Origin of the sequence: Chryseobacterium pennae (genome assembly GCF_003385515.1) — a bacterium.
In the GTDB taxonomy this organism is placed as follows: domain Bacteria; phylum Bacteroidota; class Bacteroidia; order Flavobacteriales; family Weeksellaceae; genus Chryseobacterium; species Chryseobacterium pennae.
Window position 1 is genome coordinate 25,056 of the sequence record NZ_QNVT01000008.1, and the last position, 14,632, is coordinate 39,687.

General features: G+C 36.0%; 16 protein-coding genes. 9 read left to right on the forward strand and 7 right to left on the reverse strand.

Annotated features, from left to right (window positions below; all coding sequences use genetic code 11):
- The first annotated feature begins 73 nt into the window (after positions 1 to 73).
- Complete coding sequence (locus DRF65_RS09980) at positions 74 to 952, forward strand: hypothetical protein (protein ID WP_115970612.1); 879 nt, start codon at positions 74 to 76, stop codon at positions 950 to 952.
- A 73-nt stretch (positions 953 to 1,025) separates the two neighbouring features.
- A complete protein-coding gene (locus DRF65_RS09985; RefSeq protein ID WP_115970613.1) occupies positions 1,026 to 2,003 on the forward strand; it encodes a polyprenyl synthetase family protein in 978 nt (325 codons plus the stop codon).
- A gap of 51 nt (positions 2,004 to 2,054) precedes the next feature.
- Here DRF65_RS09985 and DRF65_RS09990 read toward each other — a convergent pair whose 3' ends face one another.
- Positions 2,055 to 2,846 carry a hypothetical protein gene (locus DRF65_RS09990; protein WP_115970614.1) on the reverse strand — a complete coding sequence of 264 codons (792 nt, stop codon included), beginning with the start codon at positions 2,844 to 2,846 and terminating at the stop codon, positions 2,055 to 2,057.
- A gap of 182 nt (positions 2,847 to 3,028) precedes the next feature.
- Positions 3,029 to 3,322, reverse strand: a complete 294-nt coding sequence (locus tag DRF65_RS09995; protein WP_115970767.1) for a hypothetical protein — start codon at positions 3,320 to 3,322, stop codon at positions 3,029 to 3,031.
- Between the two features lie 136 nt (positions 3,323 to 3,458).
- On the opposite strand from DRF65_RS09995, the gene DRF65_RS10000 reads away from it, so the two are divergent.
- On the forward strand, positions 3,459 to 5,891 hold the full coding sequence (locus DRF65_RS10000) for an alpha-ketoacid dehydrogenase subunit alpha/beta (protein ID WP_115970615.1): 2,433 nt from the start codon (positions 3,459 to 3,461) through the stop codon (positions 5,889 to 5,891).
- Positions 5,892 to 6,007: 116 nt separating this feature from the next.
- Here the strand turns inward: DRF65_RS10000 and DRF65_RS10005 are convergent, their stop codons facing one another.
- Positions 6,008 to 6,424: a carboxymuconolactone decarboxylase family protein gene (locus tag DRF65_RS10005; RefSeq protein ID WP_115970616.1), complete on the reverse strand. Its 417-nt coding sequence runs from the start codon at positions 6,422 to 6,424 to the stop codon at positions 6,008 to 6,010.
- 104 nt (positions 6,425 to 6,528) lie between these two features.
- On the opposite strand from DRF65_RS10005, the gene DRF65_RS10010 reads away from it, so the two are divergent.
- Positions 6,529 to 6,816: a hypothetical protein gene (locus DRF65_RS10010; protein ID WP_115970617.1), complete on the forward strand. Its 288-nt coding sequence runs from the start codon at positions 6,529 to 6,531 to the stop codon at positions 6,814 to 6,816.
- A gap of 37 nt (positions 6,817 to 6,853) precedes the next feature.
- On the opposite strand, the gene DRF65_RS10015 is transcribed toward DRF65_RS10010, so the two are convergent.
- Entirely contained in the window at positions 6,854 to 7,246 is a 393-nt protein-coding gene (locus DRF65_RS10015) for a winged helix-turn-helix transcriptional regulator (RefSeq protein WP_115970618.1), read from the reverse strand.
- Between the two features lie 122 nt (positions 7,247 to 7,368).
- Between DRF65_RS10015 and DRF65_RS10020 the strand changes: the two genes are divergently transcribed.
- Complete coding sequence (locus DRF65_RS10020; RefSeq protein WP_115970619.1) at positions 7,369 to 8,430, forward strand: NADH:flavin oxidoreductase; 1,062 nt, start codon at positions 7,369 to 7,371, stop codon at positions 8,428 to 8,430.
- Between the two features lie 194 nt (positions 8,431 to 8,624).
- Here the strand turns inward: DRF65_RS10020 and DRF65_RS28425 are convergent, their stop codons facing one another.
- Positions 8,625 to 8,780, reverse strand: a complete 156-nt coding sequence (locus DRF65_RS28425; protein ID WP_165852200.1) for a bacteriocin-like protein — start codon at positions 8,778 to 8,780, stop codon at positions 8,625 to 8,627.
- A 58-nt stretch (positions 8,781 to 8,838) separates the two neighbouring features.
- Positions 8,839 to 9,114, reverse strand: a complete 276-nt coding sequence (locus DRF65_RS10025; RefSeq protein WP_123947311.1) for a bacteriocin-like protein — start codon at positions 9,112 to 9,114, stop codon at positions 8,839 to 8,841.
- Between the two features lie 38 nt (positions 9,115 to 9,152).
- Here DRF65_RS10025 and DRF65_RS10030 point away from each other — a divergent pair, with 38 nt between their 5' ends.
- Both DRF65_RS10030 and DRF65_RS10035 read left to right on the forward strand, forming a co-directional pair.
- Positions 9,153 to 9,632 carry a hypothetical protein gene (locus tag DRF65_RS10030; protein ID WP_115970621.1) on the forward strand — a complete coding sequence of 160 codons (480 nt, stop codon included), beginning with the start codon at positions 9,153 to 9,155 and terminating at the stop codon, positions 9,630 to 9,632.
- Positions 9,633 to 9,636: 4 nt separating this feature from the next.
- Positions 9,637 to 10,086, forward strand: coding sequence for a hypothetical protein (locus tag DRF65_RS10035; protein ID WP_123947312.1), 450 nt, complete (start codon positions 9,637 to 9,639; stop codon positions 10,084 to 10,086).
- Positions 10,087 to 10,192: 106 nt separating this feature from the next.
- On the opposite strand, the gene DRF65_RS10040 is transcribed toward DRF65_RS10035, so the two are convergent.
- On the reverse strand, positions 10,193 to 11,395 hold the full coding sequence (locus tag DRF65_RS10040) for a C1 family peptidase (protein ID WP_115970623.1): 1,203 nt from the start codon (positions 11,393 to 11,395) through the stop codon (positions 10,193 to 10,195).
- Between the two features lie 197 nt (positions 11,396 to 11,592).
- Between DRF65_RS10040 and DRF65_RS10045 the strand changes: the two genes are divergently transcribed.
- Positions 11,593 to 12,111, forward strand: coding sequence for an RNA polymerase sigma factor (locus DRF65_RS10045; protein ID WP_115970624.1), 519 nt, complete (start codon positions 11,593 to 11,595; stop codon positions 12,109 to 12,111).
- Between the two features lie 12 nt (positions 12,112 to 12,123).
- Positions 12,124 to 14,592, forward strand: coding sequence for a vWA domain-containing protein (locus tag DRF65_RS10050; protein WP_115970625.1), 2,469 nt, complete (start codon positions 12,124 to 12,126; stop codon positions 14,590 to 14,592).
- Positions 14,593 to 14,632: the final 40 nt, after the last annotated feature.

Sequence of the window (14,632 nt, forward strand, 5' to 3'; positions counted from 1 at the left end):
TATTTATTCTTTCATACTCAAACTCTCCATTCAGCAGTCCGTCATTTAAACTAAAAATCCTATTTTTGTCCTTATGAAAAGAACACTTCTGCTATTGGCTTTTCTTGCCTTTCAAACAGCATTTTCTCAACAGACAGATTTCCTGAAAATTAAAAAGTATAGAATCAATTATTTGGATAATAAGATCCAGGAGACTTCCGGACTGAATTTTTTTAATGGAAAGCTGTACACTTTTAATGACAGCGGAAATGCTCCGGAATTGTTTGAAATCAATAAAACCTCAGGAGAAGTGGTGAAAACCTTAAAGGTAAATGCCAGAAATACAGATTGGGAAGCGCTTACAAATGATGGTGATCATTTTTATATTGGTGATTTCGGGAATAATGACGGGAGCAGAAGGCATCTTACCATTTATAAAGTTCCTTTTCAGGGAGATAGTCTGCAAAATAATCAGGTAAAGGAAATTAAATTCCATTATCCTGAGCAGACTGATTATATATCGAGCTATTTTAAGACAGATTTTGATGCAGAAGCGATGGTGTATGCTCATGGAAAGCTTCATGTCTTTACCAAAGAATGGGTGTCAAAATCAACAGTCCATTATGTCATTGATCCTGAAAAAAATGAAAAACAGGATGCTGTAAAGACAGAAAGCTATAAAACCAATTTTATGGTAACCGATGCTGCCTATTTTGATAAAAAGCTTTATTTGGTAGGGTACAGTAAGAAAACAGAAGTGTTTTTGGATGTTTTTACAGAAACTGAACCGGGAATATTTTTTAAGGAAAGTCCGAAACACTATTATTTAGGAAGTGCTTTATCTGTGGGGCAGATTGAAGGGATCGCAGTAGACGAAACAGGGATTTCTATTTCAGGAGAAAAATTTAAATCTCCATTGGGAAAGACCAAGCCTTCTCTTTATTTTATCCCAAAAGACCAACTCAGAGATTAATTTTCGCTTAAAATTGAGCGAAAAAAATTATCTTTGTGAGAATTAATGATTATTCACCCAGCATTCGCAGATTTTGGCAAATACAGTAGAAGAAATTAAACGACCGATCAATGATGAAATGAAGCTTTTTGAACAGAAGTTTTATGAATCAATGCAGAGTAAAGTAGCTTTATTGGATAAAGTAACCCGTTTTATTGTTACTACCAAAGGAAAGCAGATGCGTCCTATGTTTGTCTTTCTTTGTGCCAAGCTGGTAGGAAATGTTACCGAAAAAACCTATCGTGGAGCCTCCATGATTGAGCTGATTCATACGGCTACTTTGGTACATGATGATGTGGTGGATGAAAGTTTTAAGCGTCGTAATTTCTTTTCTATTAATGCGTTATGGAAGAATAAAATTGCTGTTTTGGTAGGGGATTATCTGCTGTCAAAATCAGTATTATTATCTACAGACCATAAAGATTATGATCTATTAGGAGTGATTTCTAGAACAATCCGAGAAATGTCTGAGGGTGAGCTTCTTCAATTGGAGAAAGCCAGAAAACTGGATATTACAGAAGATGTTTATTACGAAATTATCCGTCAGAAAACAGCCACTTTAATAGCTGCCTGCTGTGAGATTGGAGTATTGTCTAACAGTACGGATGAAGTGCTGGCCAAGAAAATGCAGGACTTTGGTACTTATACAGGAATGGCTTTCCAGATCAAAGATGACCTTTTTGATTATTTAAGCTCCAATGTAATCGGTAAGCCGGTAGGAATTGATATTAAAGAACAGAAAATGACCCTGCCTTTAATTCATACCCTGAAAATAGCAAATGAAAAGGACAGAAAATACTATTTCGATACCATCAAGCGCTATAATAACAATCCCAAGAGAGTAAAAGAACTTATTGAGTTCGTTAAAAATTCCGGTGGTTTGGAATACTCGATCACTGTGATGAAAGACTTCCTGCAAAAAGCCAAAGATATTCTTAATGAATTTCCAGACTCTGAAGTGCGAAGCTCTTTACATAGTATGCTGAGCTATGTGATTGAAAGGAAATTTTAAGAATAAAACATAATAAAAATCGGAATACTATAAGCATTCCGATTTTTTCTTTTAAATTTTCTGAATTGTTACATTGGTTACATTTCCGCTTCCGGTACTTCCGGTTTCTGTCGCAAGAACTGTACAGTTTTGATTTGGTGCGGCTGTAAAACGGATTTGATAACCGGCAGCAGGAATGACCAGCATGGTGGTATAATTCATGAGTTCTCCTACGGTTCCTGAAGTTGCTGTAGCATTATAATGACTTCCCCTTCCCAGATAATTGGCATCAGGAACAGGACGTATTCCCAGAAGTAGCTGGGTTCCGGCTGCTGCATTTGAGAAACTGGCTTGCAGGGTAATCAGGTAGTTTCCCGGCTGGTTGAACGTTAAAATTCCCGTACTTGTATTATAGGAATAAAATGGCGAAGTTGCTAATGGAGTAGAAAACAGTAATGTGGTAATAGAAATAGTCGTAAGATTTTGGCTGGCTGTAAGACGGGCATGAAATAACGAATAATCTGTAAAATTAATGGTCTTTAGTACTCCGTTTGCATCAGCCACCACAACTCTGTCATTTCCTCCTACCCCAATATTTGAGTTAATATTTCGAATTCTGACATTTCCTGAACTAACATCCAGTTTGTCCGTAGGTACAGTAGTTCCAATGCCCATATTTCCTGTTCCTGTTACAACAAAATCATTGGCCTGCTGTAATACGGAAGGGATTCCGGTTGTTGGATTATCTTTTGCTGCATCAACGTGGAATGCAGCTTGGGGATTACTCGTGTTTATCCCTACCTGCGCGATTGTAAGCATAGGAAATGCCAAAGCATTTACCACCGCCAATAATTTAATTTTCATCTGTTTTTTTTTTTTGAGATATGCAAGGGTAAAATTACAACTATGACGGCAAATAGACAAATATTTCATTCATTTGTGATTTATTTGCTTATTTAAGTATTTTTTATTTGTTAATTTTAATATTTACTTGCTTAATCTGTAATTTTAAATGGTTTTTAAAGCGATTAATAGGATAATATTAATTAAATTATTTTCATAGTTACAATAATAACAGCTAGAACTATACAAAATAAAGCGATTAAAAATAAATAATCCGCAATACTCTCAAACGTGTATTCCCTCTTTTTATTTCCCGTTCTGATGGCCAGAAAGGAAAAGAAGCAGCTACAGGCAAAAAGAATACAGGCAAAGCCTGCAAATTCGTCTAAATATGTATTGTGACTGATCTTAGCGATTTTCAGAGAGGTAATAATAATCAATGAAAATCCTAGAAGATTGCTCGATGCATTCAGAATATGGGGTGATTTTTTTTCCATCTTTACAATTTTTTTCAAAATAAAGCACAATTTTTTTTATTATCAAATTTTTAAAAAAGATTATTAAAAATTAAAATTAATTTAAAAAGTGTATATTAGCGAAATACTTGAAGAACAAAAACTTTTTTACTTAGCTATGCAAACAACCTATATTGAAACACAGCAAATATCCTTTCAAGATTTTAAAAATCAGATACTTGAAGACTACAGGTTAGGGAGGATTTCTCGTGAAATGTCTTATCTCGGAAGGAGAGAAGTACTTACCGGAAAAGCTAAATTCGGAATTTTTGGGGATGGTAAGGAACTTCCTCAGCTTGCAATGGCGAAGGTTTTCAGAAATGGAGACTTCCGTTCAGGGTATTATAGAGATCAGACTTTTGCATTGGCAATAAATGCTTTAACGGCAGAAAGTTTCTTTGCGCAGATGTACGCGGATACAAGCGTAGAAAGAGAGCCGGCTTCAGCAGGAAGACAGATGAACGGACACTTTGCAACAAGAAGTTTAAATGAAGACGGAAGCTGGAAAGATTTAACAGCACAGAAGAATATTTCTTCGGATATTTCACCTACAGCAGGACAAATGCCAAGACTATTAGGATTGGCTCAAGCTTCTACTATATATAAAAACGTAAAATTTGACGGTTCTGAGAAGTTTTCAAGAGAAGGAAATGAGATTGCTTTCGGAACAATTGGTGATGCTTCTACCGCTGAAGGTCACTTCTGGGAAACACTGAATGCTGCATGTGCACTTCAGGTTCCTATGATCGTATCAATCTGGGATGACGGATATGGAATTTCAGTTCCTACCAAAAACCAGAGAGCAAAAGCTGATATCAGTGAAATGCTAAGCGGTTTCCAAAGAAAAGAAGGAGAAAATCAAGGTTGTGAAATCATTCAGGTGAAAGCTTGGGATTATGCAGCATTATTGGATGCTTATGCTAAAGCAGAGCATTTTGCGAGAACAGAAAGTGTTCCTGTAGTAGTACATGTGGTAGATGTTACCCAGCCTCAAGGGCACTCTACATCAGGATCTCACGAAAGATATAAAAACGAAGAGCGTTTAGCCTGGGAAGCTGAGTTTGACGGATTGGTGAAATTCAAAGAGTGGATTCTGAACTATTCTATCGAAATTGATGGAAAAGAAGAAGTAATTGCAACTGCTGAAGAATTGGAAGCAATTGATGAAGATGCTAAAAAAACAGCTAAAGCAGGGCAAAAAACAGCTTGGGATAGCTACCAGACTGCCATCAAAGAATTAATTCAGTCTGTTGTTCCTTTGGTAGAAAATATTAAAGGTCAGAATGCTGAAGTAGAAGCAGCACTTACTCACTTCAATAAATTGGTTTCAAAAGCTAAGAAAGATGTATTCCATTTAGCAAGAAAAACTTTACTGGCTACAAGAGGTACTAATTCTGCAGAAAGAAATCAATTGATGCAGAAGTACAATGAAGTTTCTGAAATTGAAAAAGACAATTATTCATCTCACTTATATTCTCAGTCTGAATGGAAAGCTGAAAACATCCAGGAAATTAAGCCTGTTTACTCAGACAGTTCTGAAGACGTTGATGGAAGAGTAGTGATCAGAAATAATTTTGATAAAATCTTTGAAAAATATCCAGAAACCCTAATCTTTGGTGAAGATACCGGAAACATTGGTGACGTAAATCAGGGATTGGAAGGGATGCAGGAGAAATACGGAGCATTACGTATCGCTGATACAGGAATTCGTGAAGCTACCATTCTTGGACAGGGAATTGGTATGGCAATGAGAGGTTTAAGACCAATTGCTGAAATTCAGTACTTAGACTATGTTCTTTACTGTTTACAGGGAATGAGTGATGATCTGGCAACAGTGCATTACAGAACCAAAGGTGGTCAGAAGGCTCCACTAATCATCAGAACTAGAGGTCACAGATTGGAAGGAATCTGGCATTCAGGTTCTCCGATGGCGGGAATTCTTAACCTTTCAAAAGGTATTTTAGTATTGGTACCAAGAAACCTTACTAAAGCTGCCGGATTCTACAATACAATGCTTCAGGCGGACGAACCTGCGATTATTGTAGAATGCCTGAACGGATACAGATTAAAAGAAAAGCAACCAGATAACTTAGGGGAATTCACTGTTCCTGTAGGTAAAATTGAAGTAACGAAAGAAGGTAAAGACGTTACTCTGGTAACTTACGGTTCTACATGGAGAATTGTAACAGAAGCAGCTAACGAGTTAGAAAAATTAGGAATCTCTGCAGAAGTGATCGATATCCAGTCGTTAATTCCTTTCGATTTATCTCACGAGATTGCTGAAAGTGTTAAGAAAACTAACAGGTTAGTAGTAATCGATGAAGATGTTGAAGGTGGAACTACAGGATTTATCCTACAGCAGATCTTAGAAAAGCAGAAAGCTTTCAGATACCTGGATTCAGATCCGTTGACGATCTCTGCAAATGATCACAGACCAGCATATGCAAGTGATGGTGATTATTTCAGTAAGCCGTCTACAGACGATATGGTAGAAAAGATCTACGCTATGTTTAATGAAACCAATCCTCAGAAATATCCTGCGATATTCTAATTAGGATTAAAGATAAATTAAACCGCTTTCATTATCTGAAAGCGGTTTTTTGTTTTGATGCTGTAAATCTGACCTTGAATTAATAATTGATACCTCTTGTTAATTTGTTTTTCAGTTTAATCCCCTTCAGCCAAAGTAATGCGCAGCTTATTCAAAGTATTCATTAAAGTAATACTCGATGTCAGTTCAATAATTTCTCTTTCTGTAAAATGTTGAAATATTTTTTCCCTGGCTTCTTGCCAGTCATTATTGTTATAAGTTACGGCTTCTGCCCAGCTCAAAACAAGCTTCTGCTTTACATCAAAAACTTTGGTATGTCTCCAGCCTGGTAATCGGTTAATGATATCCTGTTCAAAGCCAAAATTAAGAAGTTCTTTAGCATGATAACTGCAGCAGTAAGCGCAGCCATTGATTTGAGATACACGTAATTCTGCCAGTGCAATCAGTTTTTCATCAATACCAGACTTTCGGATGCTGGAGTGGGCTTTATACAGGTAACCAATGGTTTCTTTTGCTATTTCTTTGTAATTCATAATGAAATATTTTCTGCAAATTTGCATCAGAAATAGTTGAGAAACTATATACTTACTTTTTCGTGCTATACTAACCTTTTTGAAAGCATCTTCACAAAACAACAATGGAAGGAATTATATCATTTTTAAAAACAAGAAAAATAGCTCTGGTTATTTCTATACTATATGTTGGTATAGGAACCATAGGGGTTTGCTCAGCCTATAGAAGTGATCTTTTATATGGTGAATGGACTTTATATGCTTTATTAATAACATTACCTGTATCAATTTTGAGTTTTGCGTACAGATATGCTGACCCGAACATATTTCCTGTTTTATTTATTCAGTTTATTATGTTTTTGATTACATTTTTTATCTTGTCTTTATTTATAAAAAGTAAGCCTAAAAATTAATAGATGACTTTCAGAGTTATTTTAAAACAAAAAGATATCAAACATTGACAGCCTTTTTATTTTTTATATCTTCATTCAAAAAAGCACAGTCTTTGTCTTCATGTTGTCCTTTCACCTGATATTTCGCTTCCCATTCTTCCAACAGATATAGAATAGGCAATAGGGCTAACCCTTTTTCGGTAAGTGAATATTCTACTCTTGGAGGGAGCTCTTTAAACTCTTCTCGGATCACCAGACCATCAGTTTCCATTTCACGAAGCTGGTCTGTCAATACTTTTCTCGAGATCACATTAATACGTACGGCAAGCTCTCCAAAACGTAACTTTCGGTCTTTAATTACCAATACAATAATTGGTTTCCATTTGCTTCCCAAAGCAGCCATTGCTTTACCTAAAGGACAGCTGTACTGCATTAATTCATTCTTTTTCATACGTTACTTTAATGTTACTAATGTAAGTTACTGCGAAGTTACCACTATTTTTTTAATGAAAGATACAAAAACGAACTATTATTAGTTACTTTGTGTAACAATTATAAAACAAGATTTTAAATATGAGTACATCATCATTATTTAAACCGTTTCAATACAAAAATTTACAGCTTAAAAATAGAATTGTAATGGCTCCAATGACCAGAGCACAATCTGACAATGGAGTTCCTACGCAAAAAATAGCTGATTATTATGGAAGAAGAGCCGCTTCAGAAGTAGGACTGATTCTTTCAGAAGGAACTGTTATCAACAGACCTGCATCGAAAAACGTGCAGAATATTCCGGATTTTTATGGAAGTGAAGCTTTGAACGGCTGGAAAAACGTAATCGATACCGTACATCAGAATGGCGGTAAAATGGGACCTCAGATCTGGCATGTAGGAGATACCAGAATGTCTGAAGATTATCCGCTATTGCCAATGGAAAAAGTATCTACAATGACCATTGAAGATATTCAGGATACTATTGCACAGTTTGCTGCTTCTGCAAAATCAGCGAAAGATCTTGGCTTCGACTGTCTTGAAATTCATGGAGCACATGGCTATCTTATCGATCAGTTTTTCTGGGAAGTAACCAATACAAGAACAGACGAGTATGGTGGTAAGACCTTAAAGGAAAGAAGCAGATTTGCCATTGAAGTGGTGAAAGCCATAAGATTGGCAGTGGGAGAGGATTTTACAATAATTCTTCGCCTATCTCAATGGAAGCAGCAGGATTATAAAACCAAATTAGCCCTTACTCCCAACGAAATGGAAGACTGGCTATTACCGCTAAAAGAAGCCGGAGTAGATATTTTCCATTGCTCACAACGCCGTTTCTGGGAACCGGAATTTGATGGATCAGATTTGAACTTTGCAGGCTGGGCAAAAAAGATTACAGGGCAACCAACGATTACCGTAGGTTCTGTTGGCCTAAACGGAGATTTCCTGAATGCATTTGCAGGACAGGGAACGGAAAAAACTGATCTTACAGAACTGATAAGAAGGTTAGACAATGAAGAATTTGACCTTGTGGCAGTAGGGCGTGCTATCTTACAGGATTACCAGTGGGTAAAGAAGATCAAAGACGGAAATACAGAAGAAATTCTGGACTTTACAGCAGAAAGTATGAGCGTATTATTTTAATAAGTATGGTGGATAGTTAATAAGCTTCGCTGTCAATTTTTAACAGCATATTTTATTTACCTGCGGAGAATTGATTGTTCACCATCCATATTAATCATCATAATTCACTTTATTTTATATTTAATTTCACCTATTTATTAAAGAAACCGGCTTTCAGAATCTTCTGAAAGCCGGTTTTATTATATTTCATAAAATCAACATGCGTATTCATCTCCTACACAGCTCCAGTAGGCCGGATGTCCATTTTCTGCTTTATAACGGCAAGGTCTTGCCCCAGGCTCGCAGACAGGAGCATTTCCTCCATTGATTTTCTTTAATTCTGATTTTGCTAATTTTTTTAAATTTTTCATAGTGTAATGTGTTGATTAGTATTGAACTGATTTTGTTTTGTGAGAAATACAGAATGAATTAATCACATTCCTCAGTCACTAAAATACATCTCCAGCGGGCACGTCCGTCAGAAAAATATAAACAAGGAGTGGTATCCGGAGGACAGTTCGGAGCATTTCCACCATTAATTTTTTTTAACTCTACTTTTGCTAATTTTCTTAAATTTTTCATAGGTAATAATTTGTTGATGGTTACAAATGTAATATTTTTTATGAATACCGCAAGGTTTTTCTTTAAGTTGTGAGATAAATATAAATTCATATTTGTTGTTTCATTTTTTCTTTTCTTTGCCAATCTATTTATCCTTACAATAAGGACTTTAAAAAAGCACTGTGTCATATAAATATTTATTACCCACAATAGCGTTTCTGTTTCTTTCCTGCAAACAGGAAACAATAAAATCCGAATCCAAAGTTGCGGATAGCCATATTCTTGAACAGGAAAAAGCAGCCCCGGATTCACTTCGCAAAGAAGTAACAGAACAGAAAGCTATTCCTTTCAATCTCTATGCTGAATGGGAAGGAGTATACAGCTATTGTAAGCCGGATGAAAGATCTGATGGATTCAAGTCAGTGACTTGCTTTGAAATTTCCATATCTAAAAATGAAGTTACCGTTGATGGAAATACTCTTCTTTGTATAGGAACTTATAGCATCAAAGGTAATAAAGATGAAGCAGAACTGAGATATGCCGGAGATGAAAATGTCTGTGAAGATCATTTTTTCAGATTGAAAAGAGAAGGCAAAAAGATTGTCCTGTATGATTTTATGAACCCTGATCAGGAAAGAGAAGTAAAGATAAAGAAAAATTGAAATTATGATATTAAAAATGAAAGCCGTTAAATGGGTAGGAATATTCTCTTTTGCAGTGCTAATGAGTATATACTCATGTACAAAAGGAGAAAATAAACCTGCTGAGCAAACGTCGGATCAGCATCAGAAAACAAAGGCAGATACTGTTATTACAAAATCGACGATATTACTGCTGGGACCTGATGAAGAGGAGATAGACGAAATTAAAAAAAGACAGGGGGAAGATAATTTCTATACCATTGCTGATGATGCTAATTATTATTCAGCAGAAATATTTGAAGCTGCGCCTGCAACCATTTATACAGGTTATAGAATCATCGGTTTTCCCAAAGAAAATTATGTATTTGATAAAAATAAATCTGAAGATAAATGGCTGGTCATTGATTATAAAGCAGGTTCTCAACCTAAAATATATTCATTGGTAGATTATTATCGTCATATAACTGAAAAATAATCCTTAGATAGATAAAAGATAAACGCGCTCCCATCATGATGGGAGCGCGTTTTTTAACAGATTTAAATATCTAAAACCGTCATATCAAAATGACAGAAGTGATTTCTTATAAACCAATGTTTTTAGTAGGTTTCAACTGCTTTAAGATATTCTTTGGAATCGCTTTTTTGTGAACCAAAATAGCAGTCGATTTATATTCAACATAAGGTCTTGTTACATAAAGATATCCTGCGAAGTCATTCGTTACTCCCCAAGAGTTCTTCACCATATAATATTCCTTACCGGTCTGGTCTTTTGCCAATCCTACGATATGCATACCGTGGTCATCCGTTGTAGAAAGATTGTTAAGTGCTTTCTGACGCATATCCTCAGTGATGGCCTTATCCTTTTTAGGCTCTGTAAACAAAGTCTGTTTGTTCTCTGCAGTAATCTGACCTAAGTCCATGTCCGGAACATAAGCCACTCCATTTTTATAAGAGAAATAAGGCTCGGAAACATCAGTAGCCCAACCTACAGAATATCCTTTTGTTACAGCATTATCGATGATTGTTGTAAGATCTTTCATCGGAACATTCCAGTCAGAATCGTGGCTCCAGTTATCAGGAATCGGAACTACAAATTTCTGGTAGTAAGGATAATCTTTGTAAGAAGATAATTCTACATAATCCTCAGCATTGATTCCCACTACTTCTGAAGCAAAAGTTTTAGGGGTGTAGTTCTTCCCTTCATACGTGAAGTTCGCAGGTACTTTTCCTAAATATTCATCAAGAATAGTATCTACAGAATCCATCCAGTTGTCCGTAAGCTTTCCTTTAGAAGAAGCCTGAACAAGGCTGTCAAGAACCGGCTTTAATTTTCCCTGCATTTCCTTGAAATTGTTGGTTGTCTGTCCAGCTTTTAATCCTGAATAAACATCCTGTGGAACAGCTCCGTACTTTTTGTACATATTGATTACATCGTGAAGTTCTCCACCGTCACCCCAGCTGATCGCACCGTTATTTAAAACATATAACTTCGCTTTATCATGATAAGAGTTTCTGGCTGTAAAGATTTCAGCAAGATCTACAGGTTTTTTGCCCATTCTCTGCATTTCAGATTCAAGGAAAGAGTTTCCTGAGTAGCTCCAGCAGGTTCCTGACGAACCCTGGTTCTTTACAGAAGTAGCTCCAACGTCTTTTAACGTTGTAAACTGAAAATTAGCATTTTGTGAGTGGTTGTTTTTTAACTTATTGATTAAGTCATCTTGGGCAAACATCATACTTCCTGCAGACAAAACAAAAAGTAATGATGCAATTTTGGCTTTTTTCATTACTATAAAAAGATTATTTACATTAATAGTCGTTAATAATAGAGATTTGTTACAAAGGGAAAAGTTAAATTTGAAATTAAAAATAATACAGAAATAGAACGTAAATAAGATAATTTACCTTTTTACCTCCAAAAAAGTTGATCATGTTTCCAACCCCAGCTAAAGTTCCTGCATCTATACTAATATAACTCCTGACTATGGAACGAGAATTATTATTGGAATGCCAGCGTAACAGCCGCAATGCACAGCGGCAGATTTACGAGAAAATGGCGGGCAGGCTGTACTCTGTTTGCAGACGCTATTTGAAAAACGATGAAGATATAGAAGAAGTATTGGCTGATACCTTCTATAAGATTTTTACGAAGATCAGCCAACTCCAGAACCCCGATACCTTTGAAGCATGGGCTAAAAAAATTGCGGTGAATGAATGCCTTCAGAAATTAAGAACTGATAAAGCTCTGTTTATTTCCCTGGAAGAAACATTGGTGGAACCTTCAAAAGGATCTGAGGAACATCTTTCCTTCGAAAAAGACATTCTGAACCTGCTGAGCTTTCTTCCTGAAGGTTGCAGAGCTATTTTTAATCTTTTTGCGATTGAAGGATATCCGCATAAAGAAATAGCTTCCATGCTTTCTATCAGTGAAGGAACCTCAAAATCCCAGCTCAATTTTGCAAGAAAAAAACTTCAGGAACTTTTGGTGAATCAAAACATTTAAACTTTTACAACAATGGAAAATAATCATATAGATCAACAATTCAATGAAGCTTCCAGGCTTTCAGAAGAACCAACGGTTTTTCCTGGTTTTGAAAAAGTATGGACAAAAGTTGAAGAAAAACTGGATCTGAAAAAAGAAAAAAAGAGAATGATTCCTCTTTGGCTGCCTTATGGTATCGCTGCAAGTCTGGTGATTGGCATGGGGGCTTTTTACTTCATGAATAAAAAAGAATCCGTGGACTCCTTTAAACCTGTAATCGCAGAGGATACAAATTTAAGAGGTCCGGTAAGCAAAACGGATATTGCAAAAATAGACAGTACAATAACAAATAATATCAAAAAAGAGAAAAATACTGTTAAACCAATAGAAAAACTGGCTGCCAATGCAACACCTGAACCAGCTAAGTCTTCTGATCAGGTACATCAACCGGTAATTTCTGAATATCAATCGGAGAAGGACAAAAACGATGCTATATTTAGTAGTAGAAAAGCAGGTCATCAAACGGATATTAATTTTATTAAAAAGAAAGATACTAGTGAGTCCACTAAGGAAATTGAGGAAATTGTTGTCACAGCATTAGGGATTAAAAGGATTGAAAAATCGGTGTCTTCTTCAAATACAATTACAACTACAACTTTAAATGGTTTACCACAGTCTATGGTTTATTCTTCATTGCAGGGAACTGTCCAAGGGTTGCAAATCACTGCTTCCGGAAGTGGATCGGTAAGAAACCAGGGGGACAATATAATGAATAACAATAGTGTGGGGTATCTTAATGAGAATAAGATCATGATCAGAGGAATATCATCTGTTACAGCAGAGAATAAAGCATTGTATGTTATTAATGGAGTAGTGGCGGAAGAGGAAGTGTTCAAAAGTTTAGATCCAAACAAAATTGAAAGCATGAATGTTTTAAAAGGGAATTCAGCTGTAGCAATGTATGGAAATAAGGCTGCCAATGGAGTGATTGTGGTGACTACCAAAAGTCTTTCAGGAAAGGAAAAAAGAAAATTGAAGAAACTTCAGAAAGAAATTGATAAACAAAAACAGATTTCACCAGTTACTCATTATGATGAAAGTTATGATGCCTTTGTTGAAAATCCTTTTGAACTGACCCACAGCCAACCCTTATCTACTTTTTCAATTGATGTTGATAATGCCTCGTATTCCAATGTAAGAAGGATGGTTAATAATGGACAGGTTGTTGATAAAAATGCAGTAAGAATCGAAGAAATGGTCAATTATTTTAAATATGACTATCCACAACCTAAAAATGGGGAACCTTTTTCAATAAATACCGAATACAATGACTCCCCATGGAATCCGAAGCACAAGTTGCTTAGAATAGGACTTCAGGGAAAAAATATTCCGATGGATCAGTTACCTGCTTCAAACCTTGTTTTTCTTATTGATGTTTCGGGTTCAATGGATGCTGAAAATAAATTGCCATTATTGAAGTCTTCCTTCAAGGTTCTGCTGAATCAGCTGAGGCCTGTAGATAAAGTAGGAATCGTAGTGTATGCGGGTAATGCGGGAATGGTTTTACCTCCTACATCTGCATTCGAAAAGGATAAAATTATTGAAGCACTGGATCATCTTCAGGCAGGAGGAAGTACAGCAGGAGGAGCAGGAATTGAACTGGCTTATAAATTGGCACAGGAAAATTTTGTAAAAGAGGGCAACAACCGTGTTATTATTGCAACAGATGGTGATTTCAACGTAGGAATATCTTCCACCTCAGATCTTAAAACATTGATTGAAGATAAAAGAAAATCCGGTGTTTTCCTGACCTGTTTAGGTTTCGGAATGGGGAATTATAAAGACAATACCCTGGAAACTCTTGCAGATAAAGGAAATGGAAATTACGCCTATATTGATAATATGCAGGAAGCCAATAAGTTTCTGGGGAAAGAATTTGCAGGAAGTATGTATGCCATAGCCAAAGATGTGAAAATCCAGATTGAATTTAACCCGGAATATGTAAAATCATACCGTCTTATTGGTTATGAGAATAGAAAACTGAAAAATGAGGACTTTGTCAACGATAAGATAGATGCTGGAGAATTGGGAAGCGGACATACCGTTACAGCTTTGTACGAGATAATTCCTGCAGATGTAAAATCAGACTTTATTCCCAAAGAAAATGATCTGAAGTACACCAAGAGTAGATCTTCAAAAGAATTTGGAGATGAGCTGGCTACTATAAAATTCAGATATAAAAGACCGGATGGAGATACCAGCCGTGAAATCAGTCAGATTGTTAAAAACGTTGATGACAGAATATCTTCTGCCAGTCCGGATTTTAAATTTGCCTCTTCAGTGGCCTGGTTTGGTTTGGTGGTGAGAAACTCCGGGCTGATCACGAAAAAAGATCTTTCTGATATTGAAAATCTGGCCAAACAGGGTAAAAATAAAGATGAAGAAGGCTATCGGTCAGAATTTATAAGATTGATAGAGAGTTATAAAACAATTCAAAAATAATTTGTAAAAAAGAAATTTCCCCGGAAATTTCTTTTTCTTT

Excerpts from the sequence above, each read along its gene's own strand:
- DRF65_RS10020 (WP_115970619.1), top strand. The coding sequence starts at position 7,369 with ATGAGTACATCATCATTATTTAAACCGTTTCAATACAAAAATTTACAG.
- DRF65_RS10040 (WP_115970623.1), bottom strand. The coding sequence starts at position 11,395 with ATGAAAAAAGCCAAAATTGCATCATTACTTTTTGTTTTGTCTGCAGGA.
- DRF65_RS10010 (WP_115970617.1), top strand. The coding sequence starts at position 6,529 with ATGGAAGGAATTATATCATTTTTAAAAACAAGAAAAATAGCTCTGGTT.
- DRF65_RS10045 (WP_115970624.1), top strand. The coding sequence starts at position 11,593 with ATGGAACGAGAATTATTATTGGAATGCCAGCGTAACAGCCGCAATGCA.
- DRF65_RS28425 (WP_165852200.1), bottom strand. The coding sequence starts at position 8,780 with ATGAAAAATTTAAAAAAATTAGCAAAATCAGAATTAAAGAAAATCAAT.
- DRF65_RS09995 (WP_115970767.1), bottom strand. The coding sequence starts at position 3,322 with ATGGAAAAAAAATCACCCCATATTCTGAATGCATCGAGCAATCTTCTA.
- DRF65_RS10035 (WP_123947312.1), top strand. The coding sequence starts at position 9,637 with ATGATATTAAAAATGAAAGCCGTTAAATGGGTAGGAATATTCTCTTTT.
- DRF65_RS10005 (WP_115970616.1), bottom strand. The coding sequence starts at position 6,424 with ATGAATTACAAAGAAATAGCAAAAGAAACCATTGGTTACCTGTATAAA.
- DRF65_RS10000 (WP_115970615.1), top strand. The coding sequence starts at position 3,459 with ATGCAAACAACCTATATTGAAACACAGCAAATATCCTTTCAAGATTTT.
- DRF65_RS10015 (WP_115970618.1), bottom strand. The coding sequence starts at position 7,246 with ATGAAAAAGAATGAATTAATGCAGTACAGCTGTCCTTTAGGTAAAGCA.
- DRF65_RS09980 (WP_115970612.1), top strand. The coding sequence starts at position 74 with ATGAAAAGAACACTTCTGCTATTGGCTTTTCTTGCCTTTCAAACAGCA.
- DRF65_RS10050 (WP_115970625.1), top strand. The coding sequence starts at position 12,124 with ATGGAAAATAATCATATAGATCAACAATTCAATGAAGCTTCCAGGCTT.
- DRF65_RS09990 (WP_115970614.1), bottom strand. The coding sequence starts at position 2,846 with ATGAAAATTAAATTATTGGCGGTGGTAAATGCTTTGGCATTTCCTATG.